The 25,791-nt window shown below is 68.5% G+C and carries 30 protein-coding genes; 23 read left to right on the forward strand and 7 right to left on the reverse strand.

Annotated features, from left to right (window positions below; all coding sequences use genetic code 11):
- The 5 genes from groL to K2Y03_RS08965 form a co-directional block, all read left to right on the forward strand.
- On the forward strand, positions 1-1,355 hold a 1,355-nt coding region (gene groL, locus K2Y03_RS08945; protein WP_294090155.1), incomplete at its 5' end, for a chaperonin GroEL.
- 302 nt (positions 1,356-1,657) lie between these two features.
- A complete protein-coding gene (locus K2Y03_RS08950; protein WP_294090157.1) occupies positions 1,658-2,308 on the forward strand; it encodes a hypothetical protein in 651 nt (216 codons plus the stop codon).
- A 293-nt stretch (positions 2,309-2,601) separates the two neighbouring features.
- Positions 2,602-3,264 (forward strand): HAD-IA family hydrolase, encoded by a 663-nt coding sequence (locus tag K2Y03_RS08955; protein ID WP_294090159.1) that lies wholly within the window; start codon positions 2,602-2,604, stop codon positions 3,262-3,264.
- Positions 3,261-3,476, forward strand: coding sequence for a hypothetical protein (locus K2Y03_RS08960; RefSeq protein WP_294090160.1), 216 nt, complete (start codon positions 3,261-3,263; stop codon positions 3,474-3,476). Before K2Y03_RS08955 ends, K2Y03_RS08960 begins: the two co-directional genes overlap by 4 nt.
- Positions 3,473-4,153 carry an ATP12 family chaperone protein gene (locus K2Y03_RS08965; RefSeq protein ID WP_294090161.1) on the forward strand — a complete coding sequence of 227 codons (681 nt, stop codon included), beginning with the start codon at positions 3,473-3,475 and terminating at the stop codon, positions 4,151-4,153. Before K2Y03_RS08960 ends, K2Y03_RS08965 begins: the two co-directional genes overlap by 4 nt.
- A gap of 47 nt (positions 4,154-4,200) precedes the next feature.
- Here the strand turns inward: K2Y03_RS08965 and gmk are convergent, their stop codons facing one another.
- The 3 genes from gmk to K2Y03_RS08980 form a co-directional block, all read right to left on the reverse strand.
- Entirely contained in the window at positions 4,201-4,863 is a 663-nt protein-coding gene (gene gmk, locus K2Y03_RS08970; protein ID WP_294090162.1) for a guanylate kinase, read from the reverse strand.
- 193 nt (positions 4,864-5,056) lie between these two features.
- On the reverse strand, positions 5,057-6,460 hold the full coding sequence (gene fumC / locus K2Y03_RS08975) for a class II fumarate hydratase (RefSeq protein WP_294090163.1): 1,404 nt from the start codon (positions 6,458-6,460) through the stop codon (positions 5,057-5,059).
- 82 nt (positions 6,461-6,542) lie between these two features.
- Positions 6,543-7,013, reverse strand: a complete 471-nt coding sequence (locus K2Y03_RS08980) for an SspB family protein (RefSeq protein ID WP_294090164.1) — start codon at positions 7,011-7,013, stop codon at positions 6,543-6,545.
- Between the two features lie 89 nt (positions 7,014-7,102).
- On the opposite strand from K2Y03_RS08980, the gene hisB reads away from it, so the two are divergent.
- The 8 genes from hisB (at position 7,103) to K2Y03_RS09020 (ending at position 12,773) form a co-directional block, all read left to right on the forward strand.
- Entirely contained in the window at positions 7,103-7,690 is a 588-nt protein-coding gene (hisB, locus tag K2Y03_RS08985) for an imidazoleglycerol-phosphate dehydratase HisB (RefSeq protein WP_294090165.1), read from the forward strand.
- A gap of 2 nt (positions 7,691-7,692) precedes the next feature.
- Positions 7,693-8,304 carry an imidazole glycerol phosphate synthase subunit HisH gene (hisH, locus tag K2Y03_RS08990; protein ID WP_294090167.1) on the forward strand — a complete coding sequence of 204 codons (612 nt, stop codon included), beginning with the start codon at positions 7,693-7,695 and terminating at the stop codon, positions 8,302-8,304.
- Between the two features lie 124 nt (positions 8,305-8,428).
- Positions 8,429-9,163, forward strand: coding sequence for a 1-(5-phosphoribosyl)-5-[(5-phosphoribosylamino)methylideneamino]imidazole-4-carboxamide isomerase (hisA, locus tag K2Y03_RS08995; protein ID WP_294090168.1), 735 nt, complete (start codon positions 8,429-8,431; stop codon positions 9,161-9,163).
- Entirely contained in the window at positions 9,160-9,933 is a 774-nt protein-coding gene (gene hisF, locus K2Y03_RS09000) for an imidazole glycerol phosphate synthase subunit HisF (RefSeq protein WP_294090169.1), read from the forward strand. The genes hisA and hisF overlap by 4 nt, the downstream gene beginning before the upstream one ends.
- A 91-nt stretch (positions 9,934-10,024) precedes the next feature.
- Positions 10,025-10,189: a hypothetical protein gene (locus K2Y03_RS09005; protein ID WP_294090172.1), complete on the forward strand. Its 165-nt coding sequence runs from the start codon at positions 10,025-10,027 to the stop codon at positions 10,187-10,189.
- A 34-nt stretch (positions 10,190-10,223) separates the two neighbouring features.
- Positions 10,224-10,538 (forward strand): phosphoribosyl-ATP diphosphatase, encoded by a 315-nt coding sequence (locus K2Y03_RS09010; RefSeq protein ID WP_294090173.1) that lies wholly within the window; start codon positions 10,224-10,226, stop codon positions 10,536-10,538.
- Between the two features lie 182 nt (positions 10,539-10,720).
- Complete coding sequence (locus tag K2Y03_RS09015) at positions 10,721-11,098, forward strand: histidine triad nucleotide-binding protein (protein ID WP_294090175.1); 378 nt, start codon at positions 10,721-10,723, stop codon at positions 11,096-11,098.
- Between the two features lie 118 nt (positions 11,099-11,216).
- Positions 11,217-12,773: an amino acid permease gene (locus K2Y03_RS09020; protein ID WP_294090176.1), complete on the forward strand. Its 1,557-nt coding sequence runs from the start codon at positions 11,217-11,219 to the stop codon at positions 12,771-12,773.
- A gap of 449 nt (positions 12,774-13,222) precedes the next feature.
- Here the strand turns inward: K2Y03_RS09020 and K2Y03_RS09025 are convergent, their stop codons facing one another.
- A complete protein-coding gene (locus tag K2Y03_RS09025; RefSeq protein WP_294090177.1) occupies positions 13,223-14,230 on the reverse strand; it encodes an adenosine kinase in 1,008 nt (335 codons plus the stop codon).
- Between the two features lie 81 nt (positions 14,231-14,311).
- Here K2Y03_RS09025 and K2Y03_RS09030 point away from each other — a divergent pair, with 81 nt between their 5' ends.
- Positions 14,312-14,677, forward strand: a complete 366-nt coding sequence (locus K2Y03_RS09030; protein WP_294090178.1) for a hypothetical protein — start codon at positions 14,312-14,314, stop codon at positions 14,675-14,677.
- On the opposite strand, the gene queG is transcribed toward K2Y03_RS09030, so the two are convergent.
- Positions 14,658-15,719, reverse strand: a complete 1,062-nt coding sequence (queG, locus tag K2Y03_RS09035; RefSeq protein WP_294090179.1) for a tRNA epoxyqueuosine(34) reductase QueG — start codon at positions 15,717-15,719, stop codon at positions 14,658-14,660. The two genes, K2Y03_RS09030 and queG, sit on opposite strands and share 20 nt — an antisense overlap.
- A gap of 48 nt (positions 15,720-15,767) precedes the next feature.
- Between queG and K2Y03_RS09040 the strand changes: the two genes are divergently transcribed.
- The 4 genes from K2Y03_RS09040 (at position 15,768) to msrB (ending at position 19,783) form a co-directional block, all read left to right on the forward strand.
- Positions 15,768-16,685 carry an ABC transporter ATP-binding protein gene (locus K2Y03_RS09040; RefSeq protein WP_294090180.1) on the forward strand — a complete coding sequence of 306 codons (918 nt, stop codon included), beginning with the start codon at positions 15,768-15,770 and terminating at the stop codon, positions 16,683-16,685.
- Positions 16,682-17,938 carry an ABC transporter permease gene (locus K2Y03_RS09045; protein ID WP_294090181.1) on the forward strand — a complete coding sequence of 419 codons (1,257 nt, stop codon included), beginning with the start codon at positions 16,682-16,684 and terminating at the stop codon, positions 17,936-17,938. Before K2Y03_RS09040 ends, K2Y03_RS09045 begins: the two co-directional genes overlap by 4 nt.
- A gap of 32 nt (positions 17,939-17,970) precedes the next feature.
- Positions 17,971-19,215 carry a cytochrome P450 gene (locus K2Y03_RS09050; protein WP_294090182.1) on the forward strand — a complete coding sequence of 415 codons (1,245 nt, stop codon included), beginning with the start codon at positions 17,971-17,973 and terminating at the stop codon, positions 19,213-19,215.
- Between the two features lie 73 nt (positions 19,216-19,288).
- Positions 19,289-19,783, forward strand: a complete 495-nt coding sequence (gene msrB / locus K2Y03_RS09055; protein ID WP_294090183.1) for a peptide-methionine (R)-S-oxide reductase MsrB — start codon at positions 19,289-19,291, stop codon at positions 19,781-19,783.
- Positions 19,784-19,791: 8 nt separating this feature from the next.
- Here msrB and K2Y03_RS09060 read toward each other — a convergent pair whose 3' ends face one another.
- Positions 19,792-20,343 (reverse strand): CHAP domain-containing protein, encoded by a 552-nt coding sequence (locus K2Y03_RS09060; protein ID WP_294090184.1) that lies wholly within the window; start codon positions 20,341-20,343, stop codon positions 19,792-19,794.
- 316 nt (positions 20,344-20,659) lie between these two features.
- On the opposite strand from K2Y03_RS09060, the gene K2Y03_RS09065 reads away from it, so the two are divergent.
- The 4 genes from K2Y03_RS09065 (at position 20,660) to K2Y03_RS09080 (ending at position 23,552) form a co-directional block, all read left to right on the forward strand.
- Complete coding sequence (locus K2Y03_RS09065) at positions 20,660-21,412, forward strand: hypothetical protein (protein ID WP_294090185.1); 753 nt, start codon at positions 20,660-20,662, stop codon at positions 21,410-21,412.
- 104 nt (positions 21,413-21,516) lie between these two features.
- The gene (gene crcB / locus K2Y03_RS09070) at positions 21,517-21,879 is read left to right on the forward strand and encodes a fluoride efflux transporter CrcB (RefSeq protein WP_294090188.1); all 363 of its coding nucleotides are present in this window, start codon (positions 21,517-21,519) and stop codon (positions 21,877-21,879) included.
- Positions 21,876-22,952: an RluA family pseudouridine synthase gene (locus K2Y03_RS09075; RefSeq protein WP_294090190.1), complete on the forward strand. Its 1,077-nt coding sequence runs from the start codon at positions 21,876-21,878 to the stop codon at positions 22,950-22,952. Before crcB ends, K2Y03_RS09075 begins: the two co-directional genes overlap by 4 nt.
- A gap of 6 nt (positions 22,953-22,958) precedes the next feature.
- Positions 22,959-23,552 (forward strand): FMN-binding negative transcriptional regulator, encoded by a 594-nt coding sequence (locus tag K2Y03_RS09080; RefSeq protein WP_294090192.1) that lies wholly within the window; start codon positions 22,959-22,961, stop codon positions 23,550-23,552.
- A gap of 2 nt (positions 23,553-23,554) precedes the next feature.
- Here the strand turns inward: K2Y03_RS09080 and K2Y03_RS09085 are convergent, their stop codons facing one another.
- The gene (locus K2Y03_RS09085) at positions 23,555-24,076 is read right to left on the reverse strand and encodes a hypothetical protein (protein ID WP_294090194.1); all 522 of its coding nucleotides are present in this window, start codon (positions 24,074-24,076) and stop codon (positions 23,555-23,557) included.
- A gap of 45 nt (positions 24,077-24,121) precedes the next feature.
- Between K2Y03_RS09085 and K2Y03_RS09090 the strand changes: the two genes are divergently transcribed.
- On the forward strand, positions 24,122-25,756 hold the full coding sequence (locus K2Y03_RS09090; protein WP_294090196.1) for a DUF6311 domain-containing protein: 1,635 nt from the start codon (positions 24,122-24,124) through the stop codon (positions 25,754-25,756).
- Positions 25,757-25,791: the final 35 nt, after the last annotated feature.

Below are 25,791 nucleotides of genomic sequence, written 5' to 3' on the forward strand. Positions count from 1 at the left end.
CCCAGGCGATCGTGCGCGAGGGCATGAAGTCGGTCGCGGCCGGCATGAACCCGATGGACCTGAAGCGCGGCATCGACCTTGCCGTCTCGAAGGTGGTTGAGGATCTGAAGGCCCGCTCGAAGCCGGTTGCCGGCTCGAACGAGATTGCCCAGGTCGGCATCATCTCGGCCAATGGCGACACCGTCGTCGGCGAAAAGATCGCCGAAGCGATGGAAAAGGTCGGCAAGGAAGGCGTCATCACGGTTGAGGAAGCCAAGGGCCTCGAGTTCGAGCTCGACGTCGTCGAAGGCATGCAGTTCGACCGTGGCTATCTGTCGCCCTATTTCATCACCAACCCGGAAAAGATGCAGGTCGAGCTCGCCGACCCGTATATCCTGATCCACGAGAAGAAGCTGTCGAACCTGCAGGCGATGCTCCCCATTCTGGAAGCAGTCGTCCAGTCGGGCCGTCCGCTGCTGATCATCGCGGAAGACATCGAGGGCGAGGCACTCGCCACCCTCGTCGTCAACAAGCTGCGCGGCGGGCTGAAGGTTGCCGCCGTCAAGGCACCGGGCTTCGGCGATCGTCGCAAGGCGATGCTGGAAGACATCGCCATCCTGACCAAGGGCGAGATGATCTCGGAAGACCTGGGCATCAAGCTTGAGAATGTCACCCTCGGCATGCTCGGCCAGGCCAAGCGCGTCACCATCGACAAGGACAACACCACGCTTGTCGACGGCGCGGGCGACCATGACGCGATCAAGGCGCGCACCGACGCGATCCGCCAGCAGATCGAAGTCACCACCAGCGACTATGACCGCGAGAAGCTCCAGGAGCGTCTGGCCAAGCTCGCCGGCGGCGTGGCGGTGATCAAGGTCGGCGGCTCGACCGAGGTTGAAGTGAAGGAGCGCAAGGACCGCGTTGACGACGCGCTGCACGCCACCCGCGCGGCCGTTGAAGAAGGCATCGTCCCCGGCGGCGGCACCGCGCTGCTCTATGCAACCAAGGCCCTGGAAGGCCTGGCCGGCGCCAATGACGACCAGACCCGCGGCATCGACATCGTCCGCAAGGCGCTCTACGCGCCGGTCCGCCAGATCGCCCAGAATGCCGGCCATGACGGCGCCGTCATCTCGGGCAAGCTGCTGGACGGCAACGATCCGACGCTGGGCTTCAACGCACAGACCGAGCGTTACGAAAACCTCGTCCTCGCCGGCGTGATCGACCCGACCAAGGTGGTGCGCACCGCGCTGCAGGATGCGGCCTCGGTCGCGGGCCTGCTGATCACCACCGAAGCGGCGGTGAGCGAGATGCCCGAAGACAAGCCCGCCCCCGCGATGGGCGGCGGCATGGGCGGCATGGGCGGCATGGACTTCTGATTTCGGACGGGAGCAGCGAAAGCTGCTCCCGACACGAAATCAGAACGGCCGGCGGATCGGCGGCAACGCCGTCGATCCGACCGACGGGTCCCGGCTCCGCCGGGACCGTGCCTCTCACGAGACCTGCCAAACCAAAGCAAAGGGCCGGGGGAGCGATACCCCGGCCCTTTCGCTTTGGGTGCGGGCGTGTCAGGTCGCTCAATAGCTCGCCAACGCGCCGCTGAGCAGAGCTGCGGCGGCGGTTGGGTTTCGCGTACCATCGCCGCAGTTGCAGGCTCTCGGCCATACGGTAAACTGAGCGAATGAAAGCGCATCGCTGGCAATATTTCGGAATGGCAACCCTTGTCGGGCTAGCCATTGCCTTGATCGCGGGTGGCTTGTTGCGTCCCAGTCCAGTGATTGACCTCGGCCCGATCAACCTAACGCCCGGCACGATAGTGCGAGGTACCTTCCAGCCAGGCTATGCGGAAAGATACGCTATTGGCATCAGAATGGACCAGAAGGTCGCGGAGCGCCTTTATCCGTGCGTCGTAAGCATAGAGGCAATGCTCCGGCCAGCTTGCGAGCGCACAACCTCTTTGTGGCCTGTGGCCTTGTCGTTCAAATTATCAGCCGACGGACGCGATATATCTAATCAAATCGAACCGGACAATTCAACCGGTGGCGGCGAATATGAGGGGCAAGAGACTTATACCTGGATCGCTGCATACATTAGGCTTGTGCCCGGAAAAACGTATCAATTGACCGCGCGTTCGACGGGACACGCGTCGCCGCTCGCCTCGGCGCGACCGCACCTGGTGGTGTCTGCGGCGGGCGCTCCGGGACTGTTGGAGGGCATTGCCATCGCGCAGATTGCTGAATTGCTTCTCGGTGCCGTGTTGATCGCAGGCTCGGCTGTCTGGGCGTTGATCGGTTCTCGCTACCGTCGATCGGCTAAGGCGCAGCGGGCATAAGGGCGGCCGGATTCGCTGGTAAGCAGTCAATACTAGGCTAAGGATCCGCCCTCCTGCCGTCACCCGCGCAATATCGCCACCAGCCAATCATACGCCAGCGCATCGATCATCAAATGCACCCAGTCGGTCGCTGCCGGATTGGCGTGTATCAGCCGCACCGGATGCGTCTCGCCCGCCGCGGCGCGCAAAGCAATCGCCAATGACCAAGCCGGCGGCTGCTGCACCACAACGCCCTTTCGCTTGTGGCCTCGCTTGGCTAACGCTGCGCGCATGCAGTCACGTGTCCACGCCCGATGATCCGTCTCGCGATCTTCGACTGCGACGGCACGCTCGTCGACAGTCAGCACAATATCTGCCACGCGGTCGAACTGGCGTTCGATGCCGCGCAGCTGGCACCGCCGCCGCGTGCCGCCATCCGCCGCATCGTCGGGCTGAGCCTGGTTGAGGCGATGCGCGCGCTGCTGCCGGATGCCGACGAGGCGCTGCATCAGAGCCTGGCCCGGGATTACAAGGACGCGTTTTTCCGGCTGCGCTCATCGGGCGCGATGGCCACCGAGCCGCTTTATGACGGCATTGCGCCGCTGCTCGAGGCGCTCGCCGGCGATGGCTGGGCGCTGGGGGTGGCGACCGGCAAGTCCGACCGGGGGCTGGCGCACATTCTGGCCCATCACGACATCGCCCATCATTTCGTCACCTTGCAGACCGCCGACCGTCACCCCAGCAAGCCCGACCCCGCGATGATCGAGGCCGCGATGCGCGACGCCGGCGCGGCGCCCGAGGCGACGGTGATGATCGGCGACACCAGCTTCGACATGGCGATGGCGCGCGCCGGCGCGGTGCGCGCGGTGGGCGTTGCCTGGGGCTATCACCCGGCCGATGAACTGATCGCCGCCGGCGCGCAGCTGGTGGTGGACGATACCGCTGCCCTCGCCGCCGCGCTGGAGGTACCGCAATGAACGAGGAAGACCGGCTCGCCCAGCGACGCTATTTCGTGATGATGATTGCCCGGCTGTCGGGCGCGGCCGGCGCGGTGTTCGGCATCGTTCTGGTCGCGCGCGCGGTGGAGTGGCCGGACAAGGCGATCGGCATCGCGCTCATCATCGCCTCGCTGGTGGAAATGGCGATCGTGCCGCTGGCGCTCGCCCGGCGCTGGCGCAGCGGCGGATGAAGCGGTTCTGGCGCGACGTGACCGTCGAGGAGGGCGCGATCCTGCTCGACGGCAGGCCGGTGCGCACGCCGGGACGCGCGACCCTCGCCCTGCCCCGCCCCGCGCTGGCCGAGGCAGTGGCGGATGAATGGCGCGCAGTGGCGGAGACCATCGACCCGCGCGCGATGCCGCTGACCGGCCTGGCCAATGCCGCGATCGACCGGGTGGCGCCCGACCCGGCGGGCTTTGCCGCGGACCTGGCCCGTTATGCCGACAGCGACCTGCTCTGCTACCGCGCGGACGGCCCGGCCACTTTGGTCGCGCGACAGGCCGCCGCCTGGGACCCGCTGCTCGACTGGGCGCGCGCGCGTTTCGGCATCGACTTTGTCGTGACGACGGGGGTGATCCACCGGCCCCAGCCGCCGGCGACCATCGCCGCGCTTGACGGCGCGATTGCTGCGCAGCCGCCGTTCGCGCTGGCGCCGCTGTCGCCCATCGTCACCATCACCGGCACGCTGGTCGGCGCGCTGGCGCTGGCGCACGGGGCCGCCGATGCCGAGCAGCTCTGGCTCGCCGCGCAGCTGGACGAGGAATGGCAGGCCGAACACTGGGGCGATGACGATCTGGCCGCCCAGGCCCGCGCCGCCCGCCGCGCCGATTATGAAGCGGCGGTGCGGTTTCTGGGACTTGCCGGTTGAAGCTTCGCTGACACAGCACCGTTTCAGCCGCAGCTGAAACGATCAAATCACACGCTTTCGCTGCGCTTCATCAGCTTGCGGATGAAGCCGATCACCCCGGTCTGGCGCGAGCGCTTCAGCCGCTCGGCCGCCAAGATCGTCTTCACGCACTGATAGCATTGCTCGACATCGTCGTTGACGAGCACATAGTCATAGCCGTCCCAGTGGCTCACCTCGGCCGCCGCGCGCTGCATCCGCGCGTCGATCACCTCGGGCGAATCGGTCGCGCGCCGTTCCAGCCGGCCGCGCAGTTCCTCCATCGACGGCGGCAGGATGAACACGCGCACCACGTCGCCGCCGGCGATCTGGAACAATTGCTGCGCGCCCTGCCAGTCGATGTCGAACAGCACGTCCTTGCCGGCGGCCAGCATTGCCTCCACCTGCGCGCGCGGCGTGCCGTAACGCTGGCCGAAGACATGCGCCCATTCGAGGAACTCGTTCGCCGCCACCATGTCGCGGAACCGGTCGAGGGTGACGAAATGATAGTCGACGCCGTCCTCTTCGCCGGGGCGGATCGGCCGCGTCGTCGCCGAGACCGACATGGCGAGGCTCGGCTCGTCCTTCAGCAGCTTGCGCGCAATCGTCGATTTGCCGGCGCCCGACGGGGACGAGAGCACGAACAGCACGCCGCGGCGCTTGAAACCATGGGGGTCGTGGTCGGGATTGGCCATGCGCGCTAGTGGCGCGGGGCTTTGGGCACGTCAAGCCGCGCGTTGCGGGCGGTGCGGCTGGAGATCGTTTCGGTAAACCGAAACTGTTACTGTGCCTGCCCGCTCCCCCACCCGGCCACCCAGCGGTAGTATCTTATGGGTGGCCGGGTGGGGGAGCGGGCAGGTGCCGCTTCAGCGAAGCTGACAGAAAACGCTAAACCATCGTCTCGGGCCGAACGAGCCGGTCGAAGGTCGCTTCGTCGACCAGCCCCAGCGCCAGCCCCGCCGCGCGCAGGGTGAGGCCATGGGCATGCGCGTGCTTGGCGATCTTCGCGGCATTGTCATAGCCGATCTCGGGCGCGAGCGCGGTGACGAGCATCAGCGAGCGGTCGACCAGTTCGGCAATCCGCGCGCGGTTGGGCTCCAGCCCGTCGACGCAACGTTCGGCAAAGCTGGTCATCGCGGTTGCCAGCAGGTCGATCGAGCGCAGGATGTTCGCGCCGATCATCGGCTTGAACACGTTCAGCTCCAGGTGGCCCTGCATGCCCCCCACGGTGATCGCCATGTGGTTGCCGATCACCTGCGCGCAGACCATCGTCAGCATCTCGCACTGGGTGGGGTTGACCTTGCCCGGCATGATCGAGCTGCCGGGCTCGTTCTCGGGCAGGTTCAGCTCGCCGATCCCCGCGCGCGGGCCGGAGCCGAGCAGGCGGATGTCGTTGGCGATCTTGGTGAGCGCGACGGCCAGCGTGTTGAGCGTGCCGGACAGATGCACCAGCGGGTCGTTCGATGCCAGCGCCTCAAAGCCGTTCTCGGCGGTGTGAAAGGGGTGCCCGGTAATGTCCGCGATTGCCGCGCACACGGCGTCGCCGAATCCTTCCGGCGCATTCAACCCGGTGCCCACCGCCGTTCCGCCCTGGGCCAGCCGGTTGGTGCCGTTGACGATGCCGGGCTCGATCCGCCGGCGGCACCGATAGACCTGATTGGCATAGCCCGAAAACTCCTGACCCAGCGTCAGGGGCGTTGCGTCCTGCAGATGGGTGCGGCCGATCTTGACGATGTCGGCCCAGTCCCGCGCCTTGGCATCGAGCGCGGCGAACAGCCGTTCAAGCGCGGGATAGAGCCGCTGCGTGACCGCCAACGTCACCGCAATGTGCATCGCGGTCGGAAAACTGTCGTTCGACGACTGGCTCATGTTGACGTGATCATTGGGATGGACCGGCGCCTTGCCGCCGCGTTTGCCGGTCAGCCGTTCGTTGGCGATGCCGGCGATCACCTCGTTCACGTTCATGTTGGTCTGGGTGCCACTCCCCGTCTGCCAGATGACGAGCGGGAACTGGTCGTCATGCCGGCCCGCCGCCACCTCGGCCGCCGCCGCCTCGATCGCGTCGGCAATGTCGGCGGGCAGGCCGTGCGCGCGGTTCACCCGGGCGGCGGCCTGCTTCACCAAGGCAAGCGCGTGGACGATGCCGATCGGCATCCGCTCATGCGCGCCGAAGGGGAAGTTGGCGATGCTGCGCTGCGTCTGCGCGCCCCAATAGGCGGCGGCCGGCACCTCGATGGGGCCGAAACTGTCGGTTTCGGTGCGGGTACCGGTTGCCACAATCACCTCCGTCATGCCGGACTTGATCCGGCATCCCGCTGTCTGAGCCGGCCGAAACAGCGGGACCCCGGCTCAAGGCCGGGGTGACGAATGCCCCTTATTTTTTTCTTTTGAAGTCCACCGAGACGACGTTCGACCCGTCGCGCGGCGGCTGGTCGTTTTCGGCCTCGTCATGCGGTTCGGGCTCGTCGGGGCCTTCCTGTGCCTGGAAGCGCAGCTCGAAATTGACCGCCGGATCGTGAAAGCCGGTGATCGCCGAATAGGGGATGACCAGCTTCGACGGCACCTGGTTGAAGCTCAGCCCCACCGAGAAGCGGCTTTCGTCGACGATCAGATCCCAGAACCGGTTCTGCAGCACGATCGTCATCTCGTCGGGAAAACGCTCGATCAGACGCTGCGGAATCTCGACGCCGGGCGCCTGGGTCTTGAAGGTGACGTAGAAATGATGGTCGCCCGGCAAGGCGCCGGTATCCGCCACCGTGCCCAGCACCCGGCCGACAACGGCGCGCAGCGCTTCCTGCACGATCTCGTCATAGGGAATCAAACTGTCGGGCAGATGCTCGCTCATGTCATTAGGGTTAGCGAACATGTGCGCGCGGTCAAGCCGGGGCGGCAGAGTGATTGCGCGGCGTGCGCAACGCGTTATGGGAAGCGGCCATGCGCACCGCCCAACTGAACCGCACGACCAAGGAAACCGCAATCGAGGTGGACATCAACCTCGACGGCACCGGCAGCTATGACATCGCCACCGGCATCGGCTTTCTGGACCATATGATCGAGCAGCTGTCGCGCCATTCGCTGATCGACATCCGGCTGAAGGTGGCGGGCGACCTGCATGTCGACCAGCATCATACGGTGGAGGATTCGGCGCTGGCGCTGGGCGAGTGCCTGGCCCGCGCGCTGGGCGACAAGGCGGGCATCCGCCGCTATGGCGATGCGCTGTCGCCGATGGACGAAACGTTGACCCGCGTCGCGCTCGATCTGTCGGGCCGGCCATGGCTGGTGTGGAAATCGGGCTTCAGCCAGCCGCGCCTGGGCGAGATGGACACCGAACTCTTCCAGCACTGGTTCCACAGCTTTGCGCAGACGGGCGGCATCACGCTCCATGTCGAAACGCTCTATGGCCAGAACAATCACCACATCGTCGAAAGCGCCTATAAGGGCCTGGCCCGTGCGCTGCGCCAGGCGGTGGAGATCGACCCGCGCAAGGGCGGCGCGGTGCCGTCGACCAAGGGCGTGCTCTAGGCATGGCGGCGCGCACGGCGCTGATCGATTATGGCGCGGGCAATCTCCACTCGGTCGCCAACGCGCTGAAGGCCGCGGGCGCGACGACGGTTGAGGTCACCTCCAAGGCGGCAGTGGTGGCGGCGGCAGACCGCATCGTGCTGCCCGGCGTCGGCGCGTTCGGCGCCTGTGCGGCAGCGCTCCGCGCGCTGCCCGACATGGTCGAAACGCTGACCGTGCGGGTGATGGGCCAGGGCGTGCCGTTTCTGGGGATTTGCGTCGGCATGCAGCTGATGGCGGTGCGGGGGCTGGAATTCGGCACGCATCAGGGGCTGGGCTGGATCGAGGGCGAGGTGACCGCGCTCGACCCCGCCGACCCCGCCGCCCGGGTGCCGCACATGGGCTGGAACGCGGTCGAGCCGGTGCGGCCGCACACGCTGATCGAACCGGGCGAGGCCTATTTCCTGCACAGCTTCGCCTTTGCCGGCGCCGATGTGCTGGCGACCAGCGACCATGGCGGCCCGATCGCTGCGGCCATCGGCCGGGCCAATATGCTGGGCGTCCAGTTCCACCCCGAAAAGAGCCAGCGTTACGGGCTGGCGCTGCTGGAAAGGTTCCTGAAATGGCGGCCTTGAAAATCCTCCCCGTTCACGGGGAGGTGGCAACGCGAAGCGGTGACTTAAGGGGGCTTGCCCGTGCGCCTGCCCCCTCCACCATCGCTGCGCGCTGGTCCCCCTCCCCGCAGGCGGGGAGGATCGGATGAGCCTGATCGTTTTCCCCGCCATCGACCTGAAGGGCGGGCAGGTCGTCCGCCTGGCCGAGGGCGACATGGCGCGCGCCACCGTCTATGGCGACGACCCCGCCGCGCAGGCAATGCGCTTTGCCGAGGCGGGGGCGGCGCATCTCCATGTCGTCGACCTGGACGGGGCCTTTGCCGGCACCTCGGTCAATGGCGCGGCGGTGCAGGAGATTGTCGCGCGCTTTCCCGGCTATGTGCAGCTGGGCGGCGGCATTCGGGACCGGGCGGCGATCGCGCGCTGGTTCGATCTGGGCGTGGCGCGCGTCGTCATCGGCACCGCCGCGCTCGACAATCCCGATCTGGTGCGGGGCGCGGCGCGTGAATTTCCCGGCGGCATCGTCGTCGCGGTGGATGCGCGCGACGGCATGGTCGCCACGCGCGGCTGGGCCGATGTCTCGACCACCAGCGTCGTCGATCTCGCCCGCCGGTTCGAGGATGCCGGCGTCGCCGCGCTGCTGTTCACCGATGTCGGCCGCGACGGGTTGCTGAAGGGCGCCAATATCGAGGCGACGGTGGACCTGGCCCGCGCGGTGCGGATTCCGGTCATCGCCTCGGGCGGGGTGAAGGGCCTGGCCGACATCCACCTGCTCGCGCTACATGCGAAGGACGGGGTGGAAGGCGTGATCACCGGCCGCGCGCTGTATGATGGCCGGCTGGACCTGGCGGCGGCGCTGAGCGTGGCGGCGGCGGCATGAGCGTTCGCGCGCGCGTCATCCCTTGCCTCGACGTGGCCGAGGGGCGCGTGGTGAAGGGCGTGAACTTCGTCGACCTGAGGGACGCGGGCGACCCCGTCGAACAGGCCCGCGCCTATGACGCGGCCGGCGCCGACGAGCTGTGCTTCCTCGACATCACCGCCAGCCATGAGGCGCGCGGCACCATGCTCGACGTGGTGCGCCGCACCGCCGAGGTCTGCTTCATGCCGCTGACCGTGGGCGGCGGGGTGCGCGCGGTGGCGGATGCGCGCGCGCTGCTGCTGGCGGGCGCGGACAAGGTCGCGGTCAATTCCGCTGCCGTTGCCCGGCCCGAACTGGTCGCCGAGATTGCCGACCGCTTCGGCAGCCAGTGCGTGGTCGGCTCGGTCGATGCGCGCCGCGTCGCACCGGGGCGGTGGGAAGTCTTCACCCATGGCGGCCGGCGCGCGACGGGCATCGACGCGGTCGCCCATGCGCTGAACCTGGCACGGCTGGGCGCGGGCGAGCTGCTGATCACCTCGATGGACCGCGACGGCACCCGCGATGGCTATGACCTGGCGCTGACCCGCGCGGTTGCCGATGCGGTGCGCGTGCCGGTGGTCGCCTCGGGCGGGGTGGGGAGCCTCGATCACCTGGTCGCCGGGATTGTCGAGGGGCAGGCGAGCGCGGTGCTCGCCGCCTCGATCTTCCATTTCGGCGAGGCGAGCATTGCCCAGGCCCATGCCGCGCTGGCCGCTGCCGGGGTACCGGTCCGCCAGCCGGTCAGCGCTTAAGTAGAGCGTCTCGTTTACACCGAAACGTGTTTTTTCCACGCGTTTCCAACATCTCCAACAATTTTAAACTTTCCCCGTTATGCCCGGGGGCATGATCGCGCTTGTGTCCGCTGCGCATTCGGGCGTGCCGCGCCCGCGCACCGCGCCCGAACTGTCGGACGCGGCGCTGTTCGTGATGGCGGTGGTGGGAGTCTTCCTCGCCCGCCGGGCGCTGCGCGCGCGCTTCGCCAAGAACCGCCAGCGCCCGCAGGATTGACGCGGGCGCGCCCCTGCGCCACGCGGGGGACGCCATGGACCCGCTCGACCGCCTGGAAGCCACCATCCGCGCCCGCCGGGGCGCCGCGCCCGACAGCTCCTATGTCGCCCGGCTGTTCACACGCGGCCGCGCCAAGATTGCGCAGAAGCTGGGCGAGGAAGCGGTGGAAGCCGCCATCGCCGCCGTGCAGGACGATGCGGCCGCGCTGACGGCGGAGGCCGCCGACCTGATGTTCCACCTGCTCGTGCTGCTCGCCGATGCGGGGCTCAGCCTGAATGATGTGCGTGCCGAACTCGCCCGGCGCGAAGGCGTGTCGGGCATCGACGAGAAAGCGGCGCGCGCGGATTAGGGTAGATTCAGCTTCGCCGAGGCCGCACCCCTCCGGTTATCCTCCATCCGTTCGTCCCGAGCAAAGTCGAGGGACGTGAAACGAGGCGTGGCGCCCGCCCCCCGTGTCTCGACTTCGCTCGACACGAACGGTGTTTCAGCCTTTAAAGAACGGCACCAAACCGCACCCACCCGGAGCAGCCGATGCCGATCGACGCCACCCTGCCCTATGACGACAGCAACATCTTCGCCCGCATCCTGCGCGGCGAGATTCCGGCGAACAAGGTCCATGAGGACGATTACGCGCTGGCCTTTCACGACATCAACCCGCAGGCGCCGACGCATGTGCTGGTGATCCCCAAGGGCGCCTATGTGAGCTGGGACGATTTTTCGGCCCGCGCGAGCGAGGCGGAGATTGCCGGCTTCGTGCGTGCGGTGGGCATGGTCGCGCGCGCGGCCGGGCTGGTGGCGCCGGGATACCGCCTGCTCGCCAATATCGGGCACGACGCGCACCAGGAAGTGCCGCACCTGCACGTGCACATCTTTGCCGGCCGTCCGCTGGGACCGATGCTGGCGCGGTAAAGCGCCGACACGATAGCGGGCCACACCGATAAAAGGATTGTGCGCAGGCAAATTGCGTTTAGGGTCGCTCGATCATATCGGCGGCGCGGGCATTGCCGCCGTCAGGGAGAGCCAATAGATGATATTCGGGCGCGTCAAACCCCTCGACGCCATTCTTGCAACCGCCGAGAAGAAATCGCTGCACCGCTCGCTCGGCTGGTTCCAGCTGACGCTGTTCGGCATCGGCTGCGTCATCGGCACCGGCATTTTCGTGCTGACGGCGGCCGGCGCGCAGAAAGCCGGGCCGGGGCTGATGCTGGCCTTTGTCATTGCCGGCGCGATCTGCATCGTGGCTGCGCTCTGCTATGCAGAGATTGCCGCGATGATCCCGGTCGCGGGCTCTGCCTATACCTATACCTATGCGACCATGGGCGAATTGCTGGCCTGGACGGTGGGCTGGGCGCTGGTGCTGGAATATGCGGTGGCCGCGTCGGCGGTGTCGGTTGGCTGGTCGGGCTATTTCACCGGCACGATATTGGGCAATTCGCTGGGCGTACATCTGCCCGCCTGGATGACGGCGGGGCCGGTGGCGCTGGGCGGGGCCGAGGGCGGGCTGGTCAACCTGCCGGCGGCGGGCATTGCGCTGCTCGTCACCTGGCTGCTGATGATCGGCACCACCGAAAGCGCGCGGGTGAACGCAGTGCTGGTGGCGATCAAGGTCACCGCGCTGACGGCGTTCATTGTGCTGACGCTGCCCAAGACGAATACGGCGGAGTTCAGCCCCTTTCTGCCGGCGGGCGTGTTCGGCGGCTTCGGCACCGGCGTGGGCGCGGTGGGCGCGGCGGCGACGATCTTCTTTGCCTATGTCGGCTTCGATGCGGTGTCGACCGCGGCGGAGGAAACCCGCAACCCGCAGCGCAACGTGCCGATCGGCCTGATCGGCTCGCTGCTGTTCTGTACGGTCTTCTACATTCTGGTCGCCGCCGGGGCGATCGGCACCATCGGCGGCCAGCCGATCCTGGGGCTGGATGGCACGCCGCTCGCCACCGGTTCGCCCGAACTCGCCCGGCAATGCGCGCTGCCGCAGCATGCCCAGGCGCTGGTCTGCTCCAACGAGGCGCTGGCGCATGTGCTGCGCGTGATCGGCTTTGGCGCGATCGGCAATGCGCTGGGCTATGCCGCGTTCATCGCGCTGCCCTCGGTCATCCTCATCCTGCTGTTCGGGCAGACGCGCATCTTCTTCGTGATGGCGCGCGACGGGATGCTGCCCGAATGGCTGGCCAAAGTGCACCCCAAATGGAAGACGCCGCACATCGTGACCGCCTATACCGGCGTGGTGACGGCGCTGGCGGCGGCGTTCTTCCCGGTGGGGCAGCTCGCCGACTGGGCCAATGCCGGCACGCTCTATGCCTTCATGATGGTGGCGATTGCGGTGATGGTGCTGCGCCGCACCGCGCCCAACGCGCCGCGCAAGTTCCGCACGCCGGCGCTGTGGCTAGTCGGGCCGGCGACGATTGGCGGCTGCATCTTCCTGTTCGCCAACCTGCCATGGCAGGCGGTGCTGGTGTTCGGCATCTGGGCGGTGATCGGGCTGGCGGTCTATTTCGCCTATAGCCGCCAGTCGAGCCATCTGGGCCAGGGCCGGGTGGAAGTGCACGAAGCCGATCTGGACACGGCACCGCCCGGCACCGTCTGAGTGTCTGGTTCGAAATTCGCGAAAGAGCGAATTTCGAGGCGGCGCCGGCCCGCTCTCCCGCCCGGCCACCCACGAGAGTACCCTGAATGGGTGGCCGGGCGGGGGAGCGGGCCGGTGCCGGGCTATCCGAAACCGAGTTTCGGATCAGACACTGACGCACGCGGCGTTTCACAAGCAAAGAAAGGCCGGCGGGGAAGCTTCCCGCCGGCTCTTTTTTGTGTGGAGCGTGATTGCCTTAGCGTTGGTTGCAATCGGGAAGGTTCGCGTCGCCCCGGCCACCGAGCCGGGGCTTGGCTTGTTCTTCGGTCGTCACAAGACAGCCTGGCCCCGGCTCAAGGCCGGGGCGACGGATAGGTTTGATCGCAAACCGCCCCGGTCGCCCTCTTGCCAAAGCCCCTCCCCTTCAGGGGAGGGGTTGGGGTGGGGCCTCTGCCAAAAAGGCCGCCCGGTCAGGCGGCGACGCCCAGCTTTTCGGCCGCCAGCGCCTTCAGGTCGACCATCGGCCGCGCGCCGACATGGCTGATGATTTCGGCCGCGCAGATCGCGCCCAGGCGCAGCGACGGCTCCAGCCCCAGCCCGCGCGCCTGGCCGTGCAGGAAGCCGGCGGCGAACAGGTCGCCCGCCCCGGTGGTGTCCACCACCTTGTCGATCGGCTCGGCCGGCACCTCGGCGCGCACGCCGCCGGCAATCGCCAGCGCGCCCTTTTCGCTGCGGGTGCAGACGAGCAGCGGCACCTGCGGCGCGATGGTGGCAATCGCCGCTTCGAAATCTTCCTGCTCGGCCAGCGCCAGCAGCTCGTTTTCATTGGCGAACAGGATGTCGATCAGCCCGTCCTTCAGCAGCTGGCGGAAATCGCCGCCATGCCGGCCGATGCAGAACACGTCGGACAGGGTGAACGCCACCTTGCGCCCGGCGCTGCGGGCAATGTCGATCGCGGCGCGCATCGCGGCGCGCGGCTCCTCGGGGTCCCACAGATAGCCTTCGAGATAGAGGATCGCGGCCGAGGCGATCAGGTCGGCGTCGAGCGCATGCGCGGGCAGGAACTGCGACGCGCCCAGAAAGGTGTTCATCGTGCGCTGCCCGTCGGGCGTCACGAAGATCAGGCAGCGCGCGGTCGACGGCTCACCGGCGCGCGCGGGCGTGGCAAAGGCAACGCCCACCGAGCGGATATCGTGCGCGAACACCTGGCCCAGCTGGTCATCCGCGACCTGGCCGATAAAGCCGCACTGGCCGCCCAGCGCCGCGATGCCGGCCACGGTGTTGGCGGCCGAACCGCCGCTCGCCTCGATCCCCGGCCCCATCTTGGCATAGAGCGCATCGGCCTCAGCCGGCGAGAACACCAGCTGCATCGATCCCTTGGCCATGCCTTCGGCCGCGATGAAGGCGTCGTCGGCATGGGCGAGCACGTCGACGATCGCGTTGCCGATCGCCACCACGTCAAGATTGGCTTGCGTCAATTACAGTCTCCCGAAAAGCTTTGTGCTCGCCTAGAGAGGCGCATCGCTTCTGGCAACGGGGAACACCATGGGGCACATGCCATGCGCGCACTGATCCTGACCGGGCTGCTCGCCGGCTGTGCAAGTGCAGGCGGGGCGCCGCCGCCGGTGCAGCGCGCCGCGCCCGTTCCCATCCCCACCACGCCGCGCGGCGCGGCCACCGCCGCCGGGCTGATCGGGCGCGACGCGCGCGCGCTGATCGCCCAGTTCGGCCAGCCCGCCGCCGATATGAGCGAGGGGCGCGCGCGCAAGCTGCAGTTCGTCGGCACCGCCTGTGTGCTCGACGCCTATCTCTATCCCAAGGGGTCGGGCGCGCCGGTCGTCACCCATGTCGACACCCGCCAGCGCGACGGCAGCCCGATCGACCGCGCCGCCTGCGCCGCCGCGCTCAGCCGGCGGGGGCGGTAGCGGGGAGCAGCTGCGCGAGCGCCCAGCCCGCCGCCTCGCGCACCACGTCGGACGCATCGTCCAGCAGCGCGGTAAGCGGGGCGGCGAGCGCCACATCGCCGCTGTTGCCGGCGGCGATGCAGGCGTTGCGCACCATCCGGTCGCGGCCGATGCGCTTGATCGGCGATCCGGCAAACACCTGGCGAAAACCCGCATCGTCCAGCGCGAGCAGATCGGCCAGCGCGGGTGCGGCCAGCTCTGCGCGCGGCAGAAAGGCGCGGTGCGCGGCGGCCTGGCTGGCGAACTTGTTCCACGGGCACACCGCCAGGCAATCGTCGCAGCCATAGACGCGGTTGCCGATCCCGGCGCGCAGTGCGAGCGGGATCGCGCCCTTATGCTCGATGGTGAGGTAGGAGATGCAGCGCCGCGCATCGAGGCGATAGGGTGCGGGGAAGGCATCGGTCGGGCAGGCGCGCTGGCAGGCGTCGCAGCTGCCGCACCGGTCGCGCGCCGGGGTGTCCGCCGGCAGCGCCAGCGTGGTGTAGATCGCCCCCAGAAACAGCCAGCTGCCCTGCGCGCGGCTGACCAGATTGGTGTGCTTGCCCTGCCAGCCGAGCCCGGCGGCTTCCGCCAGCGGCTTTTCCATCACCGGCGCGGTATCGACGAACACCTTCACCTCGCCGCCCGCCTGTTCGACCAGCCAGCGCGCCAGTGTCTTCAGCGCGCGCTTCACCACATCGTGATAATCGCCCCCTTGCGCATAGACCGACACACGGCCGCGCTCCGGATGCGCGGCGAGCGCCAGCGGGTCGCGCCCGGGCGCATAGCTCATGCCAAGCGCGATCACGCTCTCCACCGCCGGCCACAGCCCGCGCGGGCTGGCCCGCTCGCCCGCGCGCGCCTCCATCCACAGCATCTCGCCATGCGCGCCCTCGTCCAGCCAGGCGCGCAGTCGCGCGGCCGCCTGTGGCGCGGCATCGGCCGGGGCAATGCCACAGGCGGCAAAGCCGATTTCGGCAGCTTTTGCCTTCAGCGCGTCTGCGAATGGCTTGTCTTTGTTCATCCTTGCCCGTTACCACATGCGCCAACGGCAGATATCGGGGAAGCGGGCTTGAACCAAGACTTGGCGATCAGTGCTGCGGGGCTGGTGAAACGGTTCGGCGCGCGGCGGGTGGTGGACGGGGTCGACATCGCCGTGCCCCGGGGCATGATCTATGGCGTGCTCGGCCCCAATGGTGCGGGCAAGACGACGACGCTTCGCATGCTGCTGGGCATCATCGAGCCCGACGCGGGCAGCCGCACGCTGCTGGGCCGGGCGATCCCGCGCGAGGCAAGCGATTTCGTCGGCTATCTGCCCGAGGAGCGCGGCCTCTATCCCGCGATGAAGGCGCGCGAGGCGATTGCCTTCATGGGCGCGCTGCGCGGGCTGGACTGGCGCGAGGGGCGCCGCCGCGCCGACACGCTGCTGGAAAGCGCGGGCCTTGCCCATGCCGCCGACCAGAAGATCCGCAAACTCTCCAAGGGCATGGCACAGCTGGTGCAGCTGCTCGGCTCGGTGGTGCACCAGCCCGAGCTGCTGGTGCTGGACGAGCCGTTTTCGGGGCTCGACCCGGTCAATCAGGAACGGCTGGAGGCGCTGATCCTGGCCGAGCGCGACCGGGGGGCGACCGTGCTGTTCTCCACCCACATCATGGGCCATGCCGAGCGGCTGTGCGACCGGCTAGCGATCATCGCCGGCGGCAAGCGCCGGTTCGAGGGGACCGTGGCACAGGCGCGCGGCACGCTGCCCGCGCAGGTGCATTACACGCCGCGCGTCGCGCTCGACGGGATCGACCGGCTGCTGCCCGCCGATGCCCGGCATCAGGAGGGCGAATGGGTGTTCACCCTCCCTGAAACCGGGATGGAAGCGCTGCTGATGCCGCTGATTTCGGCCGGGCACGGCATTGCCGCGCTGTCGGTCGAGCGGCCGCGCCTGCACGACGCGTTCGTGCGCATCGTGGGCAGCGAAGGGGTGGAGACCGCGCAATGACCAGCAACCGCCAGCGGTTGATCCGCCAGACGCTTACCATCGCCCGGCGCGACTTTACCGCCACCGTGTTCACGCCGCTGTTCCTGCTGTTCCTGCTGTCGCCGCTGATCATGGTGGCGTTCGGGTCGCTGGGCGCGCTGGGCGGCGCGACCTTTGCCGCCGGCGCCGAGGGCAAGGCCCGGCTGATCGCGATTGCCGCACCTGCCGACCAGGCCGGGCTGCGCGCCGCCGATGAACGGATGCGCCGCATCTTCCGCCGGGGCGACGCGCCGCCGCCGCTGATCATCGAGGCGCCCGGGGCCGACCCCGCCGCCCAGGCGCGCGCCGCGTTCGACCGCAAGGATTATGACGCGACCGCCGTGCTGCACGGGGCCCTCGACCATCCCGACATTCTCTACAGCAGCACCGGCACGCGCGCGGCGGATTATCTGGCGGCGCTGGCGGAAGCGACGCTGGACAGCCGGGCGCGGCGCGGCACCACGCTCAGCCAGGCCCGCAAACAGCCCTTCACCCGCACCACCATCACCCGCAGCGGACAGAACCAGACCGCGTTTCTGGCGGTGGGCGGCATCTTCTTCCTCACCCTGTTCCTCTCGGGCCAGTCGGTCAGCGTGATGACCGAGGAACGCAGCAACAAGGTGATCGAGATTCTGGCCGCCGCCGTGCCGCTGGAGGCGGTGTTTCTGGGCAAGCTGATCGGCATGTTCGGGGTGGCGGTGCTGTTCGTGCTGTTCTGGGGAACACTGGTCAGCCAGATCGGCCATTTCATTCCCGGCGGCGGCGCGCGGGTGCTGGCGGAGATTGGCCCGGCCGTTGGGCTGCCCATGTTTGTCGTGCTGTTCTTCAGCTATTTCACCATGGCCTATATGCTGCTCGGCGCGGTGTTCCTCAGCATCGGCGCGCAGGCGCAGACGATGCGCGAGGTGCAGCTGCTGTCGCTGCCCATCACCATTTTGCAGATGGCGATGTTCGGGCTTGCCTCGGCCGCAGCCGGCGACCCCGGCTCGACGATTGCGCATATCGCCGAAATCTTCCCGCTGTCCTCGCCCTTTGCGATGGTGGCGCGGGCGGCAAACAGCGCGCCGCTCTGGCCGCATGCGCTCGCGCTCGCCTGGCAGGCTTTGTGGGTGGCGGTCACCATCTGGGTGGGTGCCGGCGCGTTCCGGCGCGGGGTGCTGAAATCGGGTGGCGGGCCGGGCGGATTGTTCGCGCGGCGAATGGCAACGACCCCTATTGACAATAATGTCAATTAACGCTGTCCTGCTCGGCAAAGGAGAGAGTGACCATGGCGACTCTGGCGACTGACGCGACGCAAAGCCTTCCGATCGACCCGCTCGACGTGACCCGGCCCGAGCTTTACCGCGACGATGTGTGGCAGGCGCCGTTCCGCGAACTGCGCGCCAAGGCCCCCGTCTATCGCTGCGAGAACAGCGATTTCGGCGCCTATTGGTCGCTCTCCACCTACAAGCCGATTGTCGAGGTTGAATCGCTGCCCGATCTCTATTCGAGCGAGATGGGCGGCATCGTCGTCGCCGACCTCAATCCCGAGCGCGGCGACATCAAGGCGCCGATGTTCATTTCGATGGACCGGCCCAAGCATACCGGCCAGCGCCGCACCGTCGCCCCCGCCTTCACCCCCAGCGAGATCGAGCGCATGGCGGTCGATGTGCGGCGCCGCACGATCGAGGTGCTCGACAGCCTGCCCTATGGCGAGACGTTCGACTGGGTCGATCGCGTCTCGATCGAACTGACCACGCAGATGCTCGCCATCCTGTTCGACTTTCCGTGGGAAGAGCGCCGCAAGCTGACCTATTGGTCGGACTGGGCGGGCGATATCGAACTGTCGAAGAGCGACGAACTGCGCCAGCAGCGCCAGACGATCATGTTCGAATGCGCGGCCTATTTCAAAACCTTGTGGGACTCGAAGATCGGCAAGGAGCCGACGCCCGACCTGATCTCGATGATGATCCATTCCGAGGCCATGGCGCACATGGACGACATGGAATTTCTGGGCAATCTCATCCTGCTGATCGTGGGCGGCAACGACACCACGCGCAATTCGATGACGGCGGCGGCCTATGGCCTCGACCTGTGGCCCGACCAGCGCGCCAAGCTGGAGGCCGACCCTGGCCTCATTCCGAACGCGGTGCAGGAAATCATCCGCTGGCAGACGCCGCTGGCCCATATGCGCCGCACCGCGACGCAGGACACGGTGCTGGAGGGGCACCAGATCAAGGCCGGCGACAAGCTGGTGATGTGGTACATCTCCGCCAACCGCGACGAGAGCGTGTTCGGCGCGGACGCCGACCAGATCGTGGTCGACCGGCCCAATGCCCGGCGCCACCTGGCGTTCGGCCATGGCATCCACCGCTGCGTCGGCGCGCGGCTGGCCGAACTGCAGATCGGCGTGCTGCTGGACGAAATGGCCAAGCGGCGGATGCGCGTGAATGTGGTCGGCGCGCCGGAGCGGGTCGCGGCCTGCTTCGTCCATGGCTATCGCAAGCTGCCGGTCGAACTCAGCCGTTATTGACGCATCCGCCGGCGCCCGGGCGACGTAACTTCGGCCGTCTGCTGCACGTAGCAGGGCAAGAAGGAGCATTGCCATGAACGACCGTCGCCAGTTTCTGTCGCTTGCCGCCTTGGGGAGCGGCCTCGCCATTCTGGGTGGCTGGCCGTGGAGCAGCCGCGCCGGCGCTGCGGAAAAGTTCGAAGTCACGCTCAGCGATGCGCAGTGGCGCAAGAAGCTGTCGCCGGCCGCCTATCAGACGCTGCGGCACGAGGCGACCGAAACCCCCTTCACCAGCCCGCTGGTGAAGGAACATCGCGCCGGCACCTTCCTGTGTGCCGGGTGCGATCTGCCGCTCTATTCATCGCGCACCAAATATGACAGCGGCACCGGCTGGCCCAGCTTCTGGCAGCCCCTTGCCAATGCTGTGCGCACCAAGAGCGACCGGCTGCTGGGCTTTGAGCGGGTTGAAGTGCATTGCCGCCGCTGCGGCGGCCATCTGGGCCATGTGTTCGACGATGGGCCGCAGCCGACCGGCAAGCGTTACTGCATGAACGGCGTGGCGATGAAGTTCCGCCCCGGCGCCGCCTGAGCGGGCGTTCAGTCGACGGTCGCGAAGGTCAGGATGCCGCGCGCGGTGCCGGTGGCGATCTGCACCGGCACCATCGGCGCGGGCTGAATGGGCTGGAGCAGCGGCGCGGTGCCGGCATAGATGAAGCCGTGCGCGGGATAGACCGTCAGCCCCAGATCGCGCATCGGGCCGTACCACACGCGCACCTGGCTCCAGTCCCCCGCCGGTGACACGTCGATAGCGCGGACATCGCGCTCAATGCCGCCGCGCCGCGACCAGTTGGCATGAGTGAGCAACACTTCGCGGTCGCTGAGGATCGCGCTGACCATGGCGACATGGCCCAGGCGCATCTTGCCATGCGCGGCAAAGGCCAGCACTGCGCCCACCTGCGGCACCTGACCACGCGCATAGCGCCCCTCGGCCTGTGCCCACCAGGTGTACGCATTGCCGCGAATTTCGATGCCGGAAACCTGCCGCGCGAAGGGAACGCACTGGAGGATCTTGGCCGAGGCAGGCATCGCCGCGCCGAACAAAATCATCACCATCAGCGCGAAACGCGCTGCAAAGCCCTTGCGTTGCATGGACCCCCCAAAGGTCGCTGGAACTGCCGTTGATCCTGTCAAAGCAGATCGGGACTTGCGTGAAAACCCGTAAGGGACCGCTTCCGGGACGAGTTGAGCCGACCGGGCGATGACCTGCGCCGGGCGGTGTTTTCTGAGTCGTTTTTCGGCAGAGCGCAAAAAGACCTTTGCGCACCCGGGGCGCTCCCGGCGGGCGGCAAAACTGCCCCGGCTGTTTCATTGCGGCGCAGATCGGCCCGGCGCCACGGCAATCCTAACGCTTCCTTAACCCGCTCAATCGCATAGCTTTCGCCAAATTGGGCAGGAGTATGCGGCGATGAAGCGGGCAGGGATCGGGCCATGGCGGGCGTTGGGCGTGGCCCTGGCGCTGGCGGCATGTGGCGGTGAAGACCCCAACCGCAATCTCGACTCGCTCGATGCCGAACTCGCCGACGGCAATTCCACCGGCAATCAGCGCGACCCCGCCCTGACCAGCGCGCTGCGCGACCAGATCATGGTCGATCCGCAACTGGCCGCGCAGAGCAACCCCGATGCGGTGCGCCCGCCCAGCCGCCCCTATTCGGCGCCGATGCCCGCCGATCAGCCCAACCGCGCTGCCGCCGCCGAAGCGCGCACCAGCGAAAAGCTGAAAACCGCGCCGCCTGCGGCCCAAGGGTGCAGCCAGTGCGCCGCGCGGCGCGACGCGATGACGCTGGGGGGGCTGGCCGCCCGCCAACGCGGCAGGACCAGCGCGTGCGCGGCGAATATCGGCTATTCCACCCGCTGGGCGACGCTGCTGCCGGCGGACGTGCCGCTCTATCCCGATGCCCGCGTCACCGAGGCAGCCGGCAATTCGCGGGACGGTTGCCAGCTGCGCGTGGTGAGCTTTGCCACCTCGGCATCGGTGCAGACCGTGCTCGACTGGTATTACACCCGCGTCTCGAACGCCGGCTATTCGGCCGAGCATCAGGCCGATGGCAGCCAGCATGTGCTGGCCGGCACCAAGGGCGAGGGCGCCTATGCGATTTTCGTTGCCAAGCGCGAGGATGGCGGCGCCGATGTCGACATGGTGGTGAATAACGGGCGGTAGGGTTTTTGGGGGGAGCGGGCCGGCACCGCGACAAAAACCCTCAACACCCGCCGGTCAACACGCCGGGTTTCCAAGCCGGGCGCGGCGCGCTACGCCGCTGGATGATGAACGGCTTTCTTCTGGTGATGCTGGGCGGTGCTGCCGGTTCGGCGGCGCGCTATGGGCTGGGGCGGGTGATTGCCGCCTGGGCCGGCACCGGCTTTCCCTGGGGAACGCTGGCGGTGAACCTTATTGGCGGCCTCGCCATGGGTGTCCTGGCCGGTCTGCTCCCGCGCTGGACGGGGGCTGAGGCGGCGCGCCTGCTGCTATCTATCGGATTTCTGGGCGGATTTACCACCTTCTCCAGCTTCGCGCTGGAAACCGTGGCGCTGATCGACCGGGGCGCCGCACCGCTTGCCATCGTGTACACGACACTGTCTGTTTTGGGGGCGGTGGCGGGCGTCTATGCCGGACGGGCCCTGGCATGAGCGAGGTCCGCCAGTTCACCGTCGCCGCCGATGACGAGGGCATCCGGCTCGACCGCTGGTTCAAGCGGCATCTGGAGGGGACCAGCTTCACCACCATCGCCAAATGGGCGCGCACCGGCCAGCTGCGCGTCGATGGCGCCCGCGCGACCCCGGGCGACCGGCTGAGCGCGGGGCAGGTGATCCGCGTGCCCCCGCCCGAGCCCAAGGCCGCGCCCCGGCCGCAGCGCGTGCGCCCGCCGCTGAGCGACGACCAGACCACCTTCATCCGCGAGCTGGTGATCCACCAGGACGCCTCGGCCATCGTCATCAACAAGCCGCCGGGCCTGGCCACCCAGGGCGGCACCAAGACCAGCGAGCATGTCGATGCGCTGCTCGACGGGTTGCGGTTCGAGGCGGAAGGGCGGCCCAAGCTGGTCCACCGGCTCGACAAGGATACGTCGGGCGCGCTGCTGGTGGCGCGCAACGCCCGCGCTGCCGGCTTTTTCGCCAAGAGCTTTTCCGGACGCACCGCGCGCAAGGTCTATTGGGCGCTGGTGGTCGGGGTGCCCTCGATCGACGACGGGATGGTCGAGCTGCCCATCGCCAAGCAGCCCGGCACCGGCGGCGAAAAGATGCATGTCGACGAAGCCGAAGGCCAGCCGGCGCGCAGCCGCTACCGGGTGATCGAGCGCGCCGGCAACCGCGCCGCCTGGGTCGAGCTGCAGCCCTTTACCGGGCGCACCCATCAGCTGCGCGTGCACATGGCCGCGATCGGTCACCCGATTGTGGGCGACGGCAAATATGGCGGGCAGGCCGCGTTCCTGACCGGGGGCGTCAGCCGCAAGATGCACCTGCACGCGCGCCGCATCCGCATCGACCATCCCGATGGCGGAGTGGTCGACGTGGCGGCCGAGCTGCCGGCGCATTTTGCCGAGAGCATGGCGCTGCTGGGCTTCGACCCGGCGCTGGGCGATGCGCTGCCGCTCGACACGCCGCGCCTGCCGGAAGGGGAGGCGCGCCGCCGCCGGGCCGCTGCCCAGGCTAAGGACCGGCGCCAGGCACGCAAGGGCGAGCGCCGCAACCGCAGGCGATAGCGGGCCGTGCACCCCAACCGCGCCTTCCACCCCGGCCCCGAGCATGACGTGCTGGCAGAGATTGCAGCGATCGGCTTTGCCCGGGTGATCGCGGCAACGCCCGCAGGCGTCCGCGTCGCCCATGCGCCGGTGGTGCGCGCCGGTGTCGACCGGCTGCGCTTCCACCTGGCCAAGGCGAATGCGCTCTCGCCACATCTGGCCGGGGCAAGCGCGCTGGTGCTGGCGGAAGGGCCCAATGGCTATATCAGCGCCAACTGGTATGCCGACCAGCGCGGTGCGGTGCCGACCTGGAATTATTGCGCGGCGGAAGCCGAAGGGACCGTGCAGGCGCTTGACCGCGACGCGCTGATCGCGCTGCTCGACACGCTGGCCGCCACCTTCGAGCCGCGCGTGGGGGAGGACTGGACCCGCGCCAAGATGGAGCCCGCCCGATTCGAGGCGATGCTGGGCGCGATCACGGCGTTCGAGCTGCGCGTGACCGCCACCCGCGCCACCCACAAGCTGAGCCAGAACAAGGACGCCGCCACCATCGAGCGGCTGGCCGGGGCAGTGGCGGCCAGCGGCAATGATGCGCTCGCCCGCCGGATGCGGGGCGACTGAGCTTATTGCTTGGGGTCGGCCGGTGGCAGTTCGGGCTGTTCGGCGAGCGCGGCGGGCGTGGGTGCAGCGGGCGCGCGACACCCGCGCGCGGCGCCCAGCCCCTTCAGGAACGACCGCCGCACCGTGCCCGCATGCACCGCCGCCTCCGCCCGCCGCTGCGCCTTGTCGGCCCCGGTGATGACGCGGACGACGCCCAGCCCGGGGATCAGCGCGCCCACCGCCGCCCGGGTCGCGGCGGCCGCCACCGCAGCCCCTTCGCCCTTGGGCTTGCCGGGGATATCGACATCGTCACCCAGCGCTTTGGTCAGCTGGGCAACTTGGTCGGTAATCTGCGCGCAACTGCGCGTGTTCGTCATGCTATAGGGTGCCGACTGCGCCATCAGCAGCACTGGCGGAATCTTGTCCTTCTCGATCCTGGTATCGCGCAGCGGCTCGGTCGCCGCGCGGCCGACGCTGTCGTCATTGCGCACTTGTGCCGCGGCAATCGCGGGCAGCGCGACCAGGGCAAGAATCATCACGCGCATCATCTGCTCCTCCATGCCCCGCCGTCACTCTAGGCGGTGCGCGGCATGGATGATAGCGGCGCCGTGGTTGCGCGCGCGCATCGCATGCGCCATGCCGCGCGGATGGCATGGTGGCTGCCCCGGATCGGAACGCTGGCAAGCGCGCTGCTGCTGTTCGCACTGTGGATGCACCCGGCGGTGCTCGATCCGCTGAACGCCGGCTGGCTGCTGACGGGCAGTGACCGGGGGCAGACGGCGCTGGGGCTGGCGGCCTATCTGCGCGGCGGCGGCTGGCCGGGGCTCAGCCAGCAGCTGCTGATGGCGCCGGAGGGGACCAGCCTGCTGCTGACCGATTCGATCCCGCTGCTCGGCGTGCTGGTCGGGCCGTTCGCGCGCTGGCTGCCGCCGGGAGTGCAGCTGGTCGGGCTGTGGTATCTGGCGTGCGTGCTGCTGCAGTTCGGTTTCGCCTGGGCGCTCATCCGCCCGCGCGCGCCGGACGGACTTTCGGCCTGGGCCGCCAGCCTGTTGCTGGCGGCAGCACCCGTGCTGCTCAACCGCTATATCCACCCCAGCCTGTGCGCCCATTGGCTGCTGCTCTGGGCGCTGTGGATCTATGTCGAGCCCGCGCGCGCCGGGCGGATCGGCTGGTGGCTGGCGGTGCTGGGGGTGACGGCGCTCGTCCATAATTACCTGCTGCTGATGGTCGCCGCGATCTGGGCGGGACACCTGCTTGAGCGGCTGGCGGCGGGCGGTTGGCGGCGCGTGCTGGTGGAGGGCGCACTGGGGCTGGCGCTGGTCGCGGCGATCATCGTTTGGCTGGGGGTGGCCGGGCTGCGCTATCCGCCGACCGGCACCTATGGCGCGTTTCCGATGGCGCTCGACGGCTGGGTGAACCCGGCCAATCCCAGCTATTCGGTATTCCTGCCCTCCAGCCCCGAGGATCGCGGCCGCGGCTATGAGGGGTTTCAGTATCTGGGCGCGGGGCTGATCGGGCTGGCGGTGGTGGCGTTGATCGCGGGCACCGCCACCGCGCCGACGAAGGGCGACACCGGCCTTAGGCGGCTGGGCTGGCTGGTGCCGGGATTTGCGGTGCTGGCGCTGCTCGCCTTTGGCCATCACTGGGTGATCTGGGGGCAGACGGTGGTGAAGTGGCCGCTGCCGCCGGCGATCGTCGATGCGCTTGATCCGGTGCGGGCGAGCGGCCGGCTGTTCTGGCCGATCACCTATTGCTTCGTGTTTATGGTGCTGGCGCTGGTGCTGCGGATGAAGGCCGCGCGGCTGTTGCTGGCGGCGGCGCTGGCGGTGCAGATGCTCGACCTCAGCGCAATGCTCGCCGCGATCCGCCCGACCAGCGCGCGCGCGGCCGATGCCACGCTTTATCAGCGTACGCGCGATCCGCGCTGGGCGCAGCTTATCGCCGGCGCGCGCGCGGTCGATTTCATGCCGGCAAGCGTGACCGCCGATCTTCAGCTGATGCACGAGGTCAGCTGGCGCGCGGTGCTGGCCGGCAAGCCGGTGGGCTTCACCTATACCGCCCGGCTGCCGGGGCCGAGCGCGGCGCGGCTCGCGCGCGAGGCACGGGCCTTTGCGCAGGGGCAGGTGGCACCCGGGCACCTGGTCGTGCTGCTGGGGCATCGGGTGCCGGCGATCTGGCGCACCCGCGTGCAGCGGATCGACGGCGTTCCCGTCATCATCGGCTGAGCCGGGCGGCCGCCCCCGCGCCGCCCGGCCCCCAC

The sequence above is a fragment of the Sphingomonas sp. genome, assembly GCF_019746015.1.
Lineage (GTDB): Bacteria > Pseudomonadota > Alphaproteobacteria > Sphingomonadales > Sphingomonadaceae > Sphingomonas.

What these genes read in the sequence shown, in the direction of transcription:
- K2Y03_RS08950 (WP_294090157.1), top strand. Translation starts at nt 1,658, where the DNA reads ATGAAAGCGCATCGCTGGCAATATTTCGGAATGGCAACCCTTGTCGGG.
- K2Y03_RS08955 (WP_294090159.1), top strand. Translation starts at nt 2,602, where the DNA reads ATGATCCGTCTCGCGATCTTCGACTGCGACGGCACGCTCGTCGACAGT.
- K2Y03_RS08960 (WP_294090160.1), top strand. Translation starts at nt 3,261, where the DNA reads ATGAACGAGGAAGACCGGCTCGCCCAGCGACGCTATTTCGTGATGATG.
- K2Y03_RS08965 (WP_294090161.1), top strand. Translation starts at nt 3,473, where the DNA reads ATGAAGCGGTTCTGGCGCGACGTGACCGTCGAGGAGGGCGCGATCCTG.
- gmk (WP_294090162.1), bottom strand. Translation starts at nt 4,863, where the DNA reads ATGGCCAATCCCGACCACGACCCCCATGGTTTCAAGCGCCGCGGCGTG.
- fumC (WP_294090163.1), bottom strand. Translation starts at nt 6,460, where the DNA reads ATGACGGAGGTGATTGTGGCAACCGGTACCCGCACCGAAACCGACAGT.
- K2Y03_RS08980 (WP_294090164.1), bottom strand. Translation starts at nt 7,013, where the DNA reads ATGAGCGAGCATCTGCCCGACAGTTTGATTCCCTATGACGAGATCGTG.
- hisB (WP_294090165.1), top strand. Translation starts at nt 7,103, where the DNA reads ATGCGCACCGCCCAACTGAACCGCACGACCAAGGAAACCGCAATCGAG.
- hisH (WP_294090167.1), top strand. Translation starts at nt 7,693, where the DNA reads ATGGCGGCGCGCACGGCGCTGATCGATTATGGCGCGGGCAATCTCCAC.
- hisA (WP_294090168.1), top strand. Translation starts at nt 8,429, where the DNA reads ATGAGCCTGATCGTTTTCCCCGCCATCGACCTGAAGGGCGGGCAGGTC.
- hisF (WP_294090169.1), top strand. Translation starts at nt 9,160, where the DNA reads ATGAGCGTTCGCGCGCGCGTCATCCCTTGCCTCGACGTGGCCGAGGGG.
- K2Y03_RS09005 (WP_294090172.1), top strand. Translation starts at nt 10,025, where the DNA reads ATGATCGCGCTTGTGTCCGCTGCGCATTCGGGCGTGCCGCGCCCGCGC.
- K2Y03_RS09010 (WP_294090173.1), top strand. Translation starts at nt 10,224, where the DNA reads ATGGACCCGCTCGACCGCCTGGAAGCCACCATCCGCGCCCGCCGGGGC.
- K2Y03_RS09015 (WP_294090175.1), top strand. Translation starts at nt 10,721, where the DNA reads ATGCCGATCGACGCCACCCTGCCCTATGACGACAGCAACATCTTCGCC.
- K2Y03_RS09020 (WP_294090176.1), top strand. Translation starts at nt 11,217, where the DNA reads ATGATATTCGGGCGCGTCAAACCCCTCGACGCCATTCTTGCAACCGCC.
- K2Y03_RS09030 (WP_294090178.1), top strand. Translation starts at nt 14,312, where the DNA reads ATGCGCGCACTGATCCTGACCGGGCTGCTCGCCGGCTGTGCAAGTGCA.
- queG (WP_294090179.1), bottom strand. Translation starts at nt 15,719, where the DNA reads ATGAACAAAGACAAGCCATTCGCAGACGCGCTGAAGGCAAAAGCTGCC.
- K2Y03_RS09045 (WP_294090181.1), top strand. Translation starts at nt 16,682, where the DNA reads ATGACCAGCAACCGCCAGCGGTTGATCCGCCAGACGCTTACCATCGCC.
- K2Y03_RS09050 (WP_294090182.1), top strand. Translation starts at nt 17,971, where the DNA reads ATGGCGACTCTGGCGACTGACGCGACGCAAAGCCTTCCGATCGACCCG.
- msrB (WP_294090183.1), top strand. Translation starts at nt 19,289, where the DNA reads ATGAACGACCGTCGCCAGTTTCTGTCGCTTGCCGCCTTGGGGAGCGGC.
- K2Y03_RS09060 (WP_294090184.1), bottom strand. Translation starts at nt 20,343, where the DNA reads ATGCAACGCAAGGGCTTTGCAGCGCGTTTCGCGCTGATGGTGATGATT.
- K2Y03_RS09065 (WP_294090185.1), top strand. Translation starts at nt 20,660, where the DNA reads ATGAAGCGGGCAGGGATCGGGCCATGGCGGGCGTTGGGCGTGGCCCTG.
- crcB (WP_294090188.1), top strand. Translation starts at nt 21,517, where the DNA reads ATGAACGGCTTTCTTCTGGTGATGCTGGGCGGTGCTGCCGGTTCGGCG.
- K2Y03_RS09075 (WP_294090190.1), top strand. Translation starts at nt 21,876, where the DNA reads ATGAGCGAGGTCCGCCAGTTCACCGTCGCCGCCGATGACGAGGGCATC.
- K2Y03_RS09085 (WP_294090194.1), bottom strand. Translation starts at nt 24,076, where the DNA reads ATGCGCGTGATGATTCTTGCCCTGGTCGCGCTGCCCGCGATTGCCGCG.
- K2Y03_RS09090 (WP_294090196.1), top strand. Translation starts at nt 24,122, where the DNA reads ATGGATGATAGCGGCGCCGTGGTTGCGCGCGCGCATCGCATGCGCCAT.